This is a genomic window from Kribbella koreensis, from assembly GCF_039525325.1.
Lineage (GTDB): Bacteria > Actinomycetota > Actinomycetes > Propionibacteriales > Kribbellaceae > Kribbella > Kribbella koreensis.
Genome location: NZ_BAAAHK010000013.1, coordinates 828,893 through 844,203, shown reverse-complemented (window position 1 = coordinate 844,203; position 15,311 = coordinate 828,893). Strand labels below are relative to the sequence as shown.

Annotated in this window: 13 protein-coding genes; 2 read left to right on the top strand and 11 right to left on the bottom strand. The window is 68.9% G+C overall.

Features of this window, described 5'->3' with window-relative positions; all coding sequences use genetic code 11:
* Window positions 1-310 precede the first annotated feature (310 nt).
* Both ABD116_RS28375 and ABD116_RS28370 read right to left on the bottom strand, forming a co-directional pair.
* Complete coding sequence (locus ABD116_RS28375) at window positions 311-2,059, bottom strand: GMC oxidoreductase (protein ID WP_343976746.1); 1,749 nt, start codon at window positions 2,057-2,059, stop codon at window positions 311-313.
* Window positions 2,056-3,648, bottom strand: coding sequence for a succinic semialdehyde dehydrogenase (locus ABD116_RS28370; RefSeq protein ID WP_343976743.1), 1,593 nt, complete (start codon window positions 3,646-3,648; stop codon window positions 2,056-2,058). Before ABD116_RS28370 ends, ABD116_RS28375 begins: the two co-directional genes overlap by 4 nt.
* 138 nt (window positions 3,649-3,786) lie before the next feature.
* Here ABD116_RS28370 and ABD116_RS28365 point away from each other — a divergent pair, with 138 nt between their 5' ends.
* Together ABD116_RS28365 and ABD116_RS28360 are read left to right on the top strand one after the other, a co-directional pair.
* Window positions 3,787-5,226 carry a tetratricopeptide repeat protein gene (locus ABD116_RS28365; protein WP_343976740.1) on the top strand — a complete coding sequence of 480 codons (1,440 nt, stop codon included), beginning with the start codon at window positions 3,787-3,789 and terminating at the stop codon, window positions 5,224-5,226.
* 52 nt (window positions 5,227-5,278) lie between these two features.
* Window positions 5,279-6,199, top strand: coding sequence for a TIGR03086 family metal-binding protein (locus ABD116_RS28360; protein ID WP_343976737.1), 921 nt, complete (start codon window positions 5,279-5,281; stop codon window positions 6,197-6,199).
* 3 nt (window positions 6,200-6,202) lie between these two features.
* Here the strand turns inward: ABD116_RS28360 and ABD116_RS28355 are convergent, their stop codons facing one another.
* The 9 genes from ABD116_RS28355 to groES all read right to left on the bottom strand — a co-directional run bounded on the left by ABD116_RS28355 (window position 6,203) and on the right by groES (window position 15,013).
* Complete coding sequence (locus tag ABD116_RS28355) at window positions 6,203-6,610, bottom strand: hypothetical protein (protein WP_343976734.1); 408 nt, start codon at window positions 6,608-6,610, stop codon at window positions 6,203-6,205.
* A gap of 37 nt (window positions 6,611-6,647) precedes the next feature.
* Window positions 6,648-7,382, bottom strand: a complete 735-nt coding sequence (locus tag ABD116_RS28350; RefSeq protein ID WP_343976731.1) for an alpha/beta fold hydrolase — start codon at window positions 7,380-7,382, stop codon at window positions 6,648-6,650.
* Window positions 7,379-8,485 (bottom strand): GuaB3 family IMP dehydrogenase-related protein, encoded by a 1,107-nt coding sequence (locus tag ABD116_RS28345; protein ID WP_343976728.1) that lies wholly within the window; start codon window positions 8,483-8,485, stop codon window positions 7,379-7,381. Before ABD116_RS28345 ends, ABD116_RS28350 begins: the two co-directional genes overlap by 4 nt.
* Before the next feature lie 25 nt (window positions 8,486-8,510).
* The gene (gene guaB, locus ABD116_RS28340) at window positions 8,511-10,025 is read right to left on the bottom strand and encodes an IMP dehydrogenase (protein ID WP_343976725.1); all 1,515 of its coding nucleotides are present in this window, start codon (window positions 10,023-10,025) and stop codon (window positions 8,511-8,513) included.
* A gap of 124 nt (window positions 10,026-10,149) precedes the next feature.
* Complete coding sequence (locus ABD116_RS28335) at window positions 10,150-11,631, bottom strand: hypothetical protein (protein WP_343976722.1); 1,482 nt, start codon at window positions 11,629-11,631, stop codon at window positions 10,150-10,152.
* A 2-nt stretch (window positions 11,632-11,633) separates the two neighbouring features.
* The gene (gene shbA, locus ABD116_RS28330; protein ID WP_343976862.1) at window positions 11,634-12,230 is read right to left on the bottom strand and encodes an RNA polymerase sigma factor ShbA; all 597 of its coding nucleotides are present in this window, start codon (window positions 12,228-12,230) and stop codon (window positions 11,634-11,636) included.
* A 133-nt stretch (window positions 12,231-12,363) separates the two neighbouring features.
* The gene (locus tag ABD116_RS28325) at window positions 12,364-12,906 is read right to left on the bottom strand and encodes a hypothetical protein (RefSeq protein WP_343976719.1); all 543 of its coding nucleotides are present in this window, start codon (window positions 12,904-12,906) and stop codon (window positions 12,364-12,366) included.
* A gap of 82 nt (window positions 12,907-12,988) precedes the next feature.
* A complete protein-coding gene (gene groL / locus ABD116_RS28320) occupies window positions 12,989-14,608 on the bottom strand; it encodes a chaperonin GroEL (protein WP_343976716.1) in 1,620 nt (539 codons plus the stop codon).
* Window positions 14,609-14,716: 108 nt separating this feature from the next.
* Window positions 14,717-15,013 (bottom strand): co-chaperone GroES, encoded by a 297-nt coding sequence (gene groES / locus ABD116_RS28315; protein ID WP_328329211.1) that lies wholly within the window; start codon window positions 15,011-15,013, stop codon window positions 14,717-14,719.
* Window positions 15,014-15,311: the final 298 nt, after the last annotated feature.

Sequence of the window (15,311 nt, the reverse complement as noted above, 5' to 3'; positions counted from 1 at the left end):
CCGAGGGGCTTGCTCCCTTTTACGGCACCAACCAAACCCTCAGAACCTCATTCTGAGGGTTTTTCACTTTCCCCCCAGTGCATTCCAGTCCCGCGACCATCTCTGGTCACGGGACTTTGTCATCACTGCGTCACGGTTTCATTACAACCCGCTGCCCCAGCACCCCCGACCGGCCCGCCTAACCGTCCCCGGGGAGGAACTTGTCCGCGAGTGGGGAGTGTTATAGCCCGATCCCGGTGCATTTCCCTCCCCAGTCGGCCAAGTCCCTTTGGCGCGGAGGGGGTGGGCACCCGCGTCCGCCCGGCGTGGGTCAGCGGGTGGTGGTGGCGCCCGGCTTGTCAGGCTGGGTGGTGGTGGCGCCTGGCTTGTCAGGGTGGGTGATGGTGACGATGGGCAGGCGGAGTGCCGCCGGGGCGTCGACGGGTACCACTGGGTTGGCCGGTGCGACCGGTGTCAGCCGCTGGTACTCCGAACCCAGGGCCGGTCGCGAGTCCTCCTCGCCCTTGTTCGGCCAGAACGCCAGCGCCCGCTCCGCCTGGGCGGTGATCGTCAGGGACGGGTTCACCCCGAGGTTCGCCGAGATGGTCGAGCCGTCGACGATGTGCAGCCCGTCGTACCCGTAGACCCGGTGGTACGGATCCACCACGCCGGTCGCGGCCGAGTCGCCGATCGCGCAGCCGCCGATGAAGTGCGCGGTCATCGGCACGTTGAACGGCTCGCCGATCGTGCCGCCCGGGGTCCCGCCCATCAGCTTCGCCATCCGCCGGACCACCTCGTTGGCGACCGGGATCCAGGACGGGTTCGGGGCGCCGTGGCCCTGTTTCGAGGTCAGCTTCCAGCGGCCGAGCCGGTCGCGCTTGCCGTAGGTGGTGATCGAGTTGTCCGCGGTCTGCATCACCAGCGCGATCACGGTCCGCTCGGACCAGTGCTTCAGGTCGTACAGCCGGCGCAGGTTCTTGCGCTGCAGCGCCATCTCGCGCAGCCAGGTCCGCCAGCGCGGCTTGTCGCCACCGCCGTCGGTCAGCACGGTCTGCAACAGCGACATCGCGTTGCTGCCGCGGCCGTACCGGACCGGCTCGATGTGGGTGATGTCGTCGGGGTGGAAGGACGAGGTGATCGCCACGCCCTTGGTGTAGTCGACCGACTTGTCCCGGGCGATTGCCCCGAGCAACGATTCCGAGTTGGTCCGGGTCAGTACGCCGAGCCGGTCGGACAGGTGCGGCAGCTTGCCCTCGTCACGCAGCCGGTGCAGGAGCTTCGCGGTGCCGAGGGCGGAGGCAGCGAAGATCACCTGCTGGGCCGTGAACTTGCGGGTCGCCTTCTTGTTCGACGTCCGCCGCGTCTCGATCGCGTAGCCGCCACCGGGCAGCTCCTCGACCGACGTCACCGTGGTCATCGGGTACACCTGCGCGCCGGCCTTCTCGGCCAGGTACAGGTAGTTCTTGGTGAGCGTGTTCTTCGCGTTGTGCCGGCACCCGGTCATGCACTCGCCACAGTCGATACAGCCGGTACGCCGGGGTCCCGCGCCGCCGAAGAAGGGGTCGTCCACCTCGACGCCGGGCTCGCCGAAGAACACGCCGACCGGCGTCGGGTGGAAGGTGTCGCCGACGCCCATGTCGTCCGCGACCTGCTTCATCACCTGGTCGGCCGGGGTGAAGCCGGGATAGGTGGTGACGCCGAGCATGCGCTTGGCCTGGTCATAGTACGGGGCGAGCTCGGTCCTCCAGTCGGTGATGTGCGCCCACTGCTTGTCGGCGTAGAAGGCGGGCAGCGGTTCGTACAAGGTGTTGGCGTAGACGAGGCTGCCGCCGCCGACTCCGGCGCCGGACAGGATGATCACGTCGCGCAGCGCGCTGATCCGCTGGATGCCGTACCAGCCCAGCTTCGGCGCGAACAGGAACCGGCTCTTGTCCCAGGAGTTCTTCGCGAACCCCTGGTCCTCGTACCGCGCGCCGGCTTCCAGGACCCCGACGTCATACCCCTTCTCGACCAGCCTCAGCGCTGAAACACTGCCACCGAAACCGGACCCGATGATCAGGACGTCGTGGTCGAAACTCATGCGCGACCCAGTTTCTTCAGCACCCGCAGGGCGCCGGTCATCAGCTCGGCGTAGGCCTCGTCCTTGAGTCCGTGCGAGGCGGCGATCGGCAGGACGCGCTGGGTGGCGATCGCCTGCGGGTCGACGTACCGGCGGATGCCTTCGGCGCCCTGGCGGCGGCCCAGGCCGGAGGAGCGCATGCCGCCCATCGGGGTGTCGATCGAGCCGAAGGTCGCGGCGTAGCCCTCGTTGACGTTGACCGTGCCGGCCACCAGCTGGGCAGCGATCGCGCGGCCGCGGCGGCCGTCCTTGGTCCAGACGCTCGCGTTCAGCCCGTACTCGCCCTCGTTGGCCCGCTCGATCGCCTCCGCCTCGTCGGAGAACCGGTAGACCGACACCAGCGGCCCAAAGGTCTCGTTGTCGAAGCACTCCATCTCCGGCGTCACGCCGGACAGCACGGTCGGCTCGTAGAAGAGCGGGCCGATGTCCGGCCGCGCCTTGCCACCGGCCAGTACGACGGCGCCGTGCTCGCGGGCGTTGTCGACGTGCCGGCTGACCGTCTCGAGCTGGGCCTTGGAGATGAGCGAGCCCATGTCGACGTCCCAGCCGGTGCCGGCCGAGAGCTTGAGCTTCTTCACCCGGTCGATGAACGCGGTGACGAACGCGTCGTAGATCTGGTCGGCGACGTAGAGCCGTTCCATCGAGACGCAGAGTTGGCCGGCGCTGGCGAAGCAGGCCCGGACGGCGCCCTCGGCTGCTCGGTGGACGTCGGCGTCGCGGAGTACGAGCATCGGGTTCTTGCCACCCAGCTCGAGGCTGCAGCCGATCAGGCGCTCGCCGGCCTGCTGGGCGACGAGCTTGCCGGTCTTGGTCGAGCCGGTGAAGCAGACGTAGTCGGTGTTCTGGATGATCGCGCCGCCGACGGTCGGGCCGTCGCCGTTCACCGGCTGCCAGGCATCACGTGGGAGACCGGCTTCGTACAGCAGCTCGATCGCGCGCAGAGCCGTCAGCGGCGTCTGGCTGTCGGGTTTGTGGACGACCGTGTTGCCGGCCATGATCGCCGGGATGCCGTCGGCCATCGCCATGCTGAGCGGGTAGTTCCAGGGCGAGATGATGCCGACGACACCCTTGGGGACGAACCGCTGCTCGGCGCGGGTGAGCACCGGGAACATGCCGAGTTTGCGCTGTGGGGCGAGCAGTTCGGCGCCCTTGCGGCCGTAGTACCGGGCGGTCAGCGCTACGTGCGCGACCTCCTCGAAGGCTTGTTTGCGGGCCTTGCCGGACTCGGTGATCACCAGGTCGACGAGTTCGTGGCGGTGGTCCAGGACGAGGTCGTGGTACCGCAGCAGGATGGCCGAACGGTCGGCGATCGACGTGCCCTTCCAGCTCCGCTGCGTCTTGCGCGCGGACCTGACCGCCCGCACCACGTCGTCCGGACCGGACACCGGCAACTCGGCAACCGGTTGCCCGGTCGCCGGCGCATAGGAGGTGCGCGTACCCGCCGTGGCGCGCAACAGACCGGCCAGCCGACGGATGACCGATTGGTCGGTCGCGTACGACGCGGTCGGGTCGAGCTCGGGGTCGGCAGGGATCGAGGTCTGCTCGCTCATCCACCCAGGCTACCTGCCGGTAATGAGATGTGTCAGTACTTTGCCACGGCACCCATGTAACGGTCGCGAACGTGCGCGATCGGTGGGCGTTTGGCGCTAGGGTGAGCGATTGAACCTGTGAAGGGGTGGAACGTAAAGATGGTGGACAGCGGGGGGCTCTGGACGCCCCCTGAGGACGAGCTCGGTGAGGCTCTGCAGACGGCCCAGGTGCTGATCGAGGAGGGTCGCGCCGACGAGGCCGGGCCGTACCAGCAACGCGTCATCGAGCTGGCCAGGGAGCGCGCCGGGGATCGCCCGGATCACTACGAGGCCAAGCATCTGATGGCGGCGACGCAGTACGAGCTGGCCGGGTCGCTGAACGCCTCGGGCCGGCACGAGGAAGCGCTTGCCGCTCTGCACGAGGCCCAGCTGGGCTACACGGAGCTGAGCGACGCCGACGTACTCGACTGCACCTCGTTCCTCGCCGACGTGCGTGCGCGACGCGCGATGACGCAGGCGCATCGCGGGTACGGAGCGACCGCGGTACTGGAGATGGACGGCGCGGTGATCGCGTACGGCCAGCTGGTCGGCGGTCCCGACGGCCTCCTGCACCAACCGGACTTCGCCCGGGTGCTCGCGATGAACGCGCTCGTGCTGCGCCGGTACGGCGATCCCGACCTCGCTGTCGCATCCGCCGACGCGGCGACCCAGTTGTTCCTGCAACTGGCCGATCAGATCAACGCGAGCTCGCAGTCCCTGTCATACGCGCGCTACCTCTGTTCGGCGGCAGCCGTCTCGGCCGACATCCATGCCGCTGAGGGTCGGCTGGACCTCGCGCTGGAGGCCGACGAGATCGGGCTGAGCACCGCGGACACCCTGGCCGATTCGGAGTCGGCGACGGACCTGCGCACCCTCGTCTCCGCCCTGACCCGCAAGGGCAAGCACCTCGCCATCGCCGGCCGGGTGCTCGAAGGCGAGAACTGCGTGCGGACCGCGTTCGCGACCGACCCGACGACGGCCGCGCTCGTCACCGAGGAGCTCGAGCGCGGCGTACCGCCGTCATTGACGACCGCGCTGGAGACGGCAGAGATCAAGCTCGGTCCGTACGAGCAGTACCACCGACTCCTCGCCCTGAGCCAGCCCGCGCCGGGGATGACGCTGGCGACGGTGTCCGGCCGGACCGATCCGGAGTCGGCCGCGGTACGGGCCACCGAGCTCGCCGAGCTGGTCCGTCCGTTGCTCGCGCACGACGCCGAGACGGCGCTGACGCTCGGGCTGGAGGCGCACTACCTCTTCGCGATCTCGTCGGAGCGTGAGTCGCAGCGGATGCGCTACGAGACGAGCACCTATGCGCCGGTCTGGGCGAAGGTGCTGCTCGACATCTCCGGGGCGTACCACGCGAGCGGCCAGACCGAGATGGCGCTCGACCTGGCCGGCTGGAGCGCCGAGGTGGCGACCGCACTGATCCCGTTCACGATGACGGATCTCGAGATGAAGATCCTGGCCGGCGACTGCCTGCGCCACCACGGTGACCTGCTGGCCGCGAAGGGTGACTTCACCGCTTCGCAGCACGCGCACGAGGCGGCCGCCCAGCTGTAACCATTGACCTGGTTGTCCCCCAGGCGCACTCTGACGCTTGGGGGAGGTTGTCATGGACGTTGTGGAACTTCATCGCCGGGCGGTCGCGGAATTCGTCCGGCAAGTGGCTGCGGTGCGGGCGGATCAGTGGGGCGCTCCGACCCCGTGCCCGGACTGGGATGTGCGCGAGCTGGTCAACCATGTCGTCGGCGAGGAGCGCTGGACGGTACCGCTGATGGCCGGCCGGACGATCTCGGAAGTCGGCTCGTCGCTCGACGGTGACCTGCTCGGCGACGACCCGGCCGCGGCTGCGGATCAAGCGGCCCGCGCGGCCCAGGACGCGCTGGCCGAGGGCATCCCGCGCGATGCGACCGTGCAGCTCTCGTACGGCGAGGAGTCGGCCGCGGAGTACGCGTATCAGCTGGCGGCCGACCATCTGGTGCATGGGTGGGATCTGGCCGTCGCGATCGGTGGAACGGCTCAGCTCGATCCTGAGGTGGTCGAGGCGGTGTCGGCGTGGTTCAAGGACCGGGAGGAGCTCTATCGCGGTGGGGGTGCGATCGGGGCGCGGGTCGACGGGTTCTCCAGCGCCTCGGATTCGCTGATCGGCGCTTTCGGTCGCGATCCTGCCTGGACGCCTGGTCATACGGCGGTCGCGTTGCTCGGTGCGGCTTTCGGGGCAGGTGATGTTGACGCGATCATGGCGCAGATGACGGACGATTGCGTCTTCGAGTCGACCTCGCCGGCGCCCGACGGGGCTCGGTACGAGGGCGCGGAGGCGGTACGGGAGCAGTGGCGCAAGCTGTTCGCGGAGACGCCGGATCCGCTCTTCGAGACCGAGGAATGGGTCGTGCGCGGTGACCGGGCGATCGTCCGGTGGAAGTTCTCGTGGGCTTCAGGCGACGACGGCGAGCGCGGCCATGTGCGCGGCGTCGACGTGATGCGGCTGCGCGACGGCAAGGTCGCGGAGAAGCTCTCTTACGTGAAGGGCTGAACTTCAGGAGTCCTGGGTCGAGTGGTTCTCGGCGCGGAGGGCGCCGACGAAGAGGCCGGCCTCCAGCTCGGTCATGCCGGTCTCGCTGACCACCAGGGCGGTCGCCTGGTGCAGCTCGCCGGCCGCCTTCAAGGCACGGGTGCGCTCGGCCAGGTTGTTGCCCGGCCTCCGTAGTACCGGCGTGTCGGTCACCGGTGGGACGTACCGGCCGAGCCGGATGTCCTCGACGATGTCCTTCGCGTGCTTCATCTGGATGCCGGTCCGGTCCATCACGTACTTGACCGCGAAGACCGTCTTCTTCGTCGTCAGAAGGAAACGAATCTGATCGACATCCTCCGACGTGAGCCGGCCACGAGCCTCGGCCAGCACGACATTGTCAACCTCGGTACGGCGGCTGCTGAACAGTCCCATGCCCCAATCCTTGCAGACTCAGCAAAGCGGGGTCGTCTCAGCGCGTCCCCGACAGCACCCGATCGACAACTGGCCAGGCCAGGCCGCCGAAGGCCCGATCGGCCTCCTCGCTCCCGCCGCGAGCCATCCGCTGTCCGCTCGTCTTGACCTCCTCGCCGGGAAACACCACCCGGTGTCCGGCCGCGCTGGAGATGAGCACTCGGGTGGGCAGGCTGCCTCGTCGGGCGGCGAGCTGCTCCGCGAACTGCGCCGACGGCCAGGTCTGGTCGTCACCACCGGCGAGCAGCAGCAGGTCGCCCTTGAACCGCTCGATCGGGATCTGTGCCGCGTCGGCCTGCTCGGCGTACCGCTCCAACGACTGGCGATAGAGCCCGAGGTAGCTCGGCGGATCGTCGGCCGGCTGCCAGTCCAGGTCGAACGGTACGAACGGCAGCGGCTGACCCTGCTGGCTGAACATCGACGTCTGCTCGCCGTCCCCGATCCAGGCCCACACGTGTGCGCTCGGAGCGATCGCGACGACGGCGTCGATGCGCTCGTCGAAGCTGGCCAGCAGCAACGCTGCCAAGGAGCCGTACGACATGCCCATCACGACGAGCCGGTCGTTGCGGGCGGCCAGCTCGTCCAAGGGGAAGGACTCCAGCGGGATCTCGCTGATCGGCCCGTCGAACCAGCGGGGCGCGACGACGTCGTACCCCGCTGCCTCCAGGATCCGGATGCGATCGGCACCCGGTTGCCCGCTCGAGCCATGCAGGAGCAGGACCCCGGTGGTCACCCGACGACGACCTCGACCCGCTGGAACTCCTTGAGCTCCGTGTAACCGGTGGTGGCCATCGCGCGCTTGAGGGCGCCGACGAGGTTCATCGTGCCGTCCGGGACGAATGACGGGCCGAAGAGGATCTGCTCCATCGTGCCGCTGACGCCGACCTCGACGCGCTCGCCGCGGGGCAGGTCTGCGTGCCAGGCCTCGGCACCCCAGTGGAAGCCGCCACCGGGGGCATCGCTCGCGCGGGCCAGCGGGGAGCCGACCATGACCGCGTCGGCGCCACAAGCGATCGCCTTGGCGAGGTCGCCGGAGCGACCGACCGAGCCGTCGGCGATGACGTGTACGTACCGGCCGCCGGACTCGTCCATGTAGTCCCGCCGGGCCGCCGCGACATCCGCGACCGCCGACGCCATCGGCACCGCCACACCGAGCACCTTGCGCGTCGTGTGCGCAGCACCGCCACCGAAGCCGACCAGTACGCCGGCAGCGCCCGTCCGCATCAGGTGCAGCGCGGCCTGATGCGTTGCACACCCACCGACGATGACCGGTACGTCGAGGTCGTAGATGAACTGCTTGAGGTTGAGCGGCTCCGCCTGACCCGAGACGTGCTCGGCCGACACCGTCGTACCGCGGATGACGAACAGGTCGACACCCGCGTCCACGACGTGCTTGGCGAACTGCTTGGTCCGCTGCGGCGACAGCGCACCGGCCACGGTCACCCCGGAGTCGCGGATCTCCTGCACCCGCTGGGAGATCAGCTCGGGCTTGATCGGCGCCGAGTAGATCTCCTGCAACCGGGTGGTGGCCTGGTCCTTGCTGATGCTGGTGATCTCCTCCAGCAGCGAGGTCGGGTCGTCGTACCGGGTCCAGAGACCTTCGAGGTTGAGCACCCCGAGCCCGCCGGCCTTGCCGATCGCGATCGCGGTGGCCGGCGACATCACCGAGTCCATCGGCGCCGCCAGGATCGGCAGCTCGAACCGGTACGCGTCGATCTGCCAGGCGACCGAGACCTCCTCGGGGTCCCGCGTCCGCCGCGACGGCACGATCGCGATGTGGTCGAACGCGTAGGCCTGCCGGCCGCGCTTGGCCCGGCCGATCTCGATCTCGGTCATCTGAATCCTTCGGTGTTGGCGGAGCTCAGCGGCCGGAGTAGTTCGGCGCCTCGACCGTCATCTGGATGTCGTGCGGGTGGGACTCCTGCAGGCCGGCCGAGGTGATCCGGACGAACTGGCCCTTCTCCTGCAGCTCGGGGACGGTGCGGGAGCCGCAGTACCACATGGACTGGCGCAGGCCGCCGATCAACTGGTGGGCGACGGCGGACAGCGGGCCGCGGTACGGGACCTGGCCCTCGACGCCCTCGGCGATCAGCTTCTCGTCGCTGCCGACGTCGCTTTGGAAGTACCGGTCCTTGGAGTAGGACTTGCGCAGACCGCCGGACGACTGCATCGCGCCGAGCGAGCCCATCCCCCGGTACGCCTTGAACTGCTTGCCGTTGATGAAGACGAGGTCGCCGGGCGACTCCTCGCAGCCGGCCAGCAGCGAGCCGAGCATGACGGTGTCCGCGCCGGCGACGAGTGCCTTGGCGATGTCACCGGAGTACTGCAGGCCGCCGTCGCCGATCACCGGGACGCCGGCCGGCTTGCAGGCCAGCGACGCCTCGTAGATCGCGGTGACCTGCGGGACGCCGACGCCGGAGACGACCCGGGTGGTGCAGATCGAGCCCGGTCCGACGCCGACCTTGACGCCGTCCGCGCCCGCGTCGACCAGCGCCTGGGCGCCGGCCCGGGTGCCGACGTTGCCGCCGATGATGTCGACGCCGCGGGTGGCCGGGTCGGCCTTGAGCTTGCGAATGATGTCGAGCTGGGCCTGCGAGTGACCGTGCGCGGTGTCGACCACCAGCACGTCGACGCCGGCCTCGATCAGCGTCATGCCGCGCTTCCAGGCCTCACCGAAGAAGCCGATCGCGGCGCCGACGACCAGGCGGCCGCCGGAGTCCTTGGTGGACAGCGGGAACTGGTCGCGCTTGACGAAGTCCTTCAGCGTGATCAGGCCGGTCAGCTTGCCGGACTCGTCGACCAGCGGCAGCTTCTCGATCTTGTGCTGGCTGAGCAGCTTGATCGCGTCGTCGGCGCTGATGCCCTGCGGGCCGGTGACGAGCGGCTGGCGGGTCATCACCTCGTGGATCGGCCGGGACGGATCGTTCTCGAAGCGCATGTCACGGTTGGTGACGATGCCGACCAGGACGCCGGCGTTGTCGACCACCGGCACGCCGGAGATCCGGTACTGACCGCAGAGCGCGTCGGCCTCGCCGATCGTGGCGTCCGGGCCGATGGTGATCGGCTGGGCGATCATGCCGGACTCGGAACGCTTGACCAGGTCGACCTGCTGAGCCTGGTCCTCGATCGAGTTGTTGCGGTGCAGCACGCCGAGACCGCCCTGGCGGGCCATCGCGATCGCCATCCGCGCCTCGGTCACGGTGTCCATCGCGCTGGAGACCAGCGGGATGTTCACCTCGATGTTGCGGCTGACCCGCGACTTGGTGACGGCCTCCGACGGGATCACGTCGGACTCGTTCGGTTGCAGTAGCACGTCGTCGAACGTCAGTCCGAGCACGGCGAACTTGTCGGGAACTCCAGCGGGTGTGATGTCCATGAGGAAGGCAAGCACCTTTGCACGGCGAGAACGGGCTCCCATCGTAAGCCGCCCCTGCCCACCGTCCCGAATCGGTCCTCTACAGCCGACCGCGTGGTCCCCATCGCGGGGGACCACTTTGCGGTCAGCGGTCGGACATCGGGGTGTTGAGGACGCCGAGGATCTGGCGGATGGTGACTGGCGCCATCGAGCCGTGGGCCCGGGTGAACGCGGCGTGCCTGCCCTCGGCGTAGTGACCGGTGGAGTGCTTGCCCTTGGCGTACTCCGACTTGGCGTAGCCCAGCGCAGGCTTGCCGCTGGAGTGCTTCCCGTGGCCGGTGAACCCCTTGCCGACGTACTGCGGCAGCCGGGCCGGCTCCTCGGCCGGCGCAGCGGTCCGAGTCGACAGCGCCACCGGCAGCACGTTCTCGACGACCTCGGAGATCGGGTCGCCCTTCACTTCCCCGCTCTGGTCGCCGACCGGGACGATGGGCAGGTCCGGGAGGGGCAGATCCTTGACGGGCTGGTCGCCTGCGGGCACGTCGGGCTTCGAGTCACCCGTCTGGCCACCCGGCGGCGTCTGGTTGTCCCCACCGTTGTCGCCGGCAGGCGGAGTCCCGGGGTCCTCGGTGTCGGTACCCGTGCTCGTCTCGCCGGGACCGGTGTTCGGCAGCGTGATCGGCGGCTCACTCGTGACCGGAGCGCTCGGGGTGTCTCCCGGGCCCTGCGGCGGGGTGTCTCCCGGGTTGCCGGTCGAGCCGTTGTCGCCCGGCCCTGGAGCCGGCGTGGTCGGCGGCGTCGTGACCGGCGGTTCCGTCGGCTCGGTCGTGGTCGGGCCGTCTGTGGGCTGCGGCGTCGGCTCGGTCGTCGTCGGGCCGTCGGTCGGCTGCGGCGTCGGCTCGGTCGTCGTCGGCTGGCTCGGCTGCGGGTCCACCGGCGCGGGCGGGTTGGCGTCCGTCGGCTCCGGGTCGGCCGGCTTCGGGTCCACCGGCGGGGGCGGCGCGGCCGGCGTCGTCTCGATCGGCGACGTCTTGTCGACCACCGGCTGCACCAGGAACGGCGGCTTCGGCAGTGCGACGGACTGGGCCGGCGCGTTGGTCGAATCGTCGGTGTCGGTGGCGGAGGCCGTCTGCTGGCCGTCGTTGCGCTGTTCCTGGTGGGCGCGGAAGTCCTTGCCGACCTTGACGATCTTCGTCTTGTCGAAGGCGGGCAGCCCGTCGAGTTGCTCCTTCGGCAGGCTGGTCTCGGGCCGCAGCCCGTCGGCGATCTTCTCGATCACCTTCTCGTACGGCGAGAGCGGGTTGCCCGTCACGGCCGCCGCCACACCCGACACCGACAGCGCCGCGACCGCGGCGACACCCAGCGCCAGGCCGCGCGCGGCCAGCTTCCGGGCGAACGGGTCGGTGACCGGGTTCAAGGCGGCACAGCGCGCCAGGAAGCTCTCCGGATCGTCGATCGACTCCACCGGGAGCTCGCCCTCGACCTCGACCGCCAGCCGCAGATCGGCCAGCAGCATCAGGGCCGGGTCGTGCTCGCCCGCCTGCCAGGCGGACTCCCCACCGGCTGCGAGCAGGTCGAGCAGTGCGTCATCGGCCTCAATCGCGTCTAGATCGAAACGGTCAGCCATGGTCACTCCTCCCCTGCCTCTCGTTGCGCCTTTGCTTCATGCCCCACAAACCCCCTGAGCGTGTTCAACGCCCGATGTTGTGCGACCCTCACCGCCCCCGGTGTCATCCCCAGTGCCCGGCCGGTCTCCTCGGCTGACATCCCCGCTACCACCCGGAGCCGCAGGATCTCCCGCAGCTTCTCCGGCAATCTGTCCAGCAGCCCCACGATGTGCTGGACCTCTGAATGTCTGACCGCGTGCTCCTCCGGCGTCGGCGACTCGTCCGCTCCGTCCGGAAGATCCGGCGTCGACAAGTCCGCCACCGCGAACGCACGCTGCGCATCGGCCACCTTACGGGCTGCGATGCCGTACACGAAGGCCTCGAACGGCCTCCCCTCGTCCCGGTACCGGCCCAACGCGCCGAACACCGCGACACACACTTCCTGAGCGACGTCATCGACCATGTCGGCGCCACCGGGGTATGTCCACAGCCGTGACCGCACGTAGCGGTGAGCAACGGCCCGGACCCGGGTGAGCAGGTCGTTCAGGGCATTCCGGTCGCCTGCACTCGCCAAAGCGGCGAGATCACGAAGTTCAACGCGATCCTGGGTGTGCGGCACTTGGACCTCGGTCACCCCTCGCCCCCCTAGTTCACGGACTGACCAGCCTGCAAGAGAATACGACGCCGGCCCCCCTTTGCCTAGTGGCAATAGGTGAGAACCGAGCTTTTTTCATCACGAACAGTGATCGCCGCTACGAGGTCAGCACGGCCCCCGCCGCCAGCGCCGGTACGCCGCTCCGCTCGACCAGCAGCGTGAACCGTCCGCCACCCACCCCGGTGAGCTCCAGCCCGAGCACTTTGACCGCCTGGCCGTCGGCGGTCCGCAGTACCGACCCCGCCGCGACTTTGCCCGTGACGAGCTGTCCTGCGACCAGCAACCCACCCCGCGAGTCCAGGTCGAAGACCTCCTCGACCGAGAACACGACCGGCGCGACCTCAGCCGGCACCTCCAGCCAGTGCTCCCTGGGCAATCCCTGCTTGCGCGGAAACCCGGGCTCCGTGGCCGGGCCATGCGCCAGCCCGACCATCTCGTAGTTCCCGCACCGCAGGCAGACGAACCCGTCCCCGAGCATCAGCCCGTCCTCGCTGCCGTACATGTCCTCCAGACACTCGTGCGCCCCTTCGTCGAGGCAGCACGGGTCCTCACCTCCGTGGACATAACAGACCACCGCCACCCGCTCAGGGCAGCCGTAGGCGTACTCGCAGCAGTACTTCACACCCCAGACGGTAGCCACGCCCAGGGGCACCCAGACAAAGAACTGCCCGGCTGGTCCGAGGACCGGCCGGGCAGTTCTGGTGGTGCCAAGTACGAAGAGGTCAGTGACCGTGACCGTGGCCGTGACCGGCTGCGGCGGGCTCTTCTTCTTCGGGCTTGTCGACGATCAGCGTCTCCGTGGTGAGCAGCAGAGCGGCGATGGAGCCGGCGTTGGCGAGCGCGGAACGCGTCACCTTGACCGGGTCCAGGACACCCTGGGCGAGCAGGTCGCCGTACTCACCGGTGGCGGCGTTGAAGCCGCTGCCGACCTCGAGCTCCGCGACCTTGGCGGTCACGACGTAGCCCTCGTAGCCACCGTTCTCGGCGATCCAGCGCAGCGGCTCGACGACCGCCTTGCGGACGATCCGGACACCGGCGAGCTCGTCGCCCTCCAGGCCCAGACCCTCGTCGAGCACCGCGGCGGCGTGGACGAGAGCAGAACCGCCACCGGCGACGATGCCCTCCTCGATGGCCGCACGGGTCGCGGACACCGCGTCCTCGATCCGGTGCTTCTTCTCCTTCAGCTCGACCTCGGTGGCCGCGCCGACCTTGATCACGCAGACGCCGCCGGCCAGCTTGGCCAGCCGCTCCTGCAGCTTCTCGCGGTCCCAGTCGGAGTCGGTGCGCTCGATCTCGGCCTTGATCTGGTTGACCCGGGACTCGATCTCGTCGGACTTGCCGGCACCCTCGACAACAGTGGTGTTGTCCTTGGTGACGACGATCCGGCGGGCGGTGCCGAGCACCTCGAGACCGACCTGGTCCAGCTTGAGGCCGACCTCGGGCGCGATCACCTGGGCGCCGGTGAGGGCAGCCAGGTCCTCGAGCATCGCCTTGCGGCGGTCACCGAAGCCCGGCGCCTTGACGGCGACGGAGGTGAAGTTGCCGCGGATCTTGTTCACGACCAGGGTCGACAGCGCCTCGCCGTCGACGTCCTCGGCGATGATCAGCAGCGTCTTACCGGACTGGACGACCTTCTCCAGCAACGGCAGCAGGTCCGACACCGCGGAGATCTTGCCCTGGTTGATCAGGATGTACGGGTCGTCCAGCACCGCTTCGCCACCCTCGGCGTCGGTGATGAAGTAGGGCGAGATGTAGCCCTTGTCGAACTGCATGCCCTCGGTGAAGTCCAGCTCGGTGCCGAACGTGTTCGACTCCTCGACGGTGATGACGCCGTCCTTGCCGACCTTGTCGAACGCCTCCGCGATCAGCGAACCGATCTCGGCGTCACGGGCGGAGATGGTGGCGACGTGGGCCATGTCGCCCTTGTCGTCGACCGGACGGGCGGTCTCGATCAGCTTCTTCGAGACGGCCTCGACGGCGGCCTCGATGCCCTTCTTCAGGCCCATCGGGTTGACGCCGGCGGCGACGGCGCGCAGGCCCTCGTGCACCAGCGCCTGCGCCAGGACGGTCGCGGTGGTGGTTCCGTCACCGGCGACATCGTTGGTCTTGGTGGCAACCTCTTTGGCCAGCTGCGCACCGAGGTTCTCGAACGGGTCGTCCAGCTCGACCTCACGCGCGACGGTGACACCGTCGTTGGTGATGGTCGGGGCGCCCCACTTCTTGTCCAGCACGACGTAGCGGCCCTTGGGCCCCAGCGTCACCTTCACCGTGTTCGCGAGCTTGTCGACGCCACGCTCCAGCGCGCGCCGCGCGTTCTCGTCGAACTCGAGGATCTTCGGCATAAAAAACAAGTCCCTCTCTGAGTTTCAACAATGATGCCCGCGACCCGAACGACTCCGCTCCGGAGCCGAGTCGGCGCCGGAGCGGTGTCGGTCAGGAACGAGCGATCGTCACTTGGTGACGACTGCGAGGATGTCGCGGGCGCCCAGGATCAGGTAGTCCTGGCCGTCGTACTTGACCTCGGTGCCGCCGTACTTGGAGTAGATGACCTTGTCGCCGACGCTGACGTCCAGCGGGACGCGGTTGCCGTTGTCGTCGATGCGGCCGGGGCCGACGGCGAGGATCTCGCCCTCCTGCGGCTTCTCCTTGGCGGTGTCCGGGATCACCAGGCCGGACTTCGTGGTCTGCTCGGCTTCGAGCGGCGCAACGAGGATACGGTCCTCGAGCGGCTTGATCGTGACCGACACTTGCTGACCTCCACGGTCGAGTTCTTGTGTGTTCAAGGGGTGCTGCGAGCGGCCGTTCCACCTCTGCCGTCGCGGGGATCAGAGGCCGGGCCGCTGGCACCCTCGAGTGGAGAGTGCCAATAAAGAATCTAGGCCGCGATTAGCACTCGGTCAACTCGAGTGCCAGATTCTCGCCACCGGCGAACGCAGGTACCGCCCGTGTCCGCCTCGACGCTTTCTGCCATCAAGGGCTGGGCGAACCCCGCCCGCTCGTGGGACCGTCGTCTCTGTAGGGATCCCGGCCGCCCCGGGACCGACC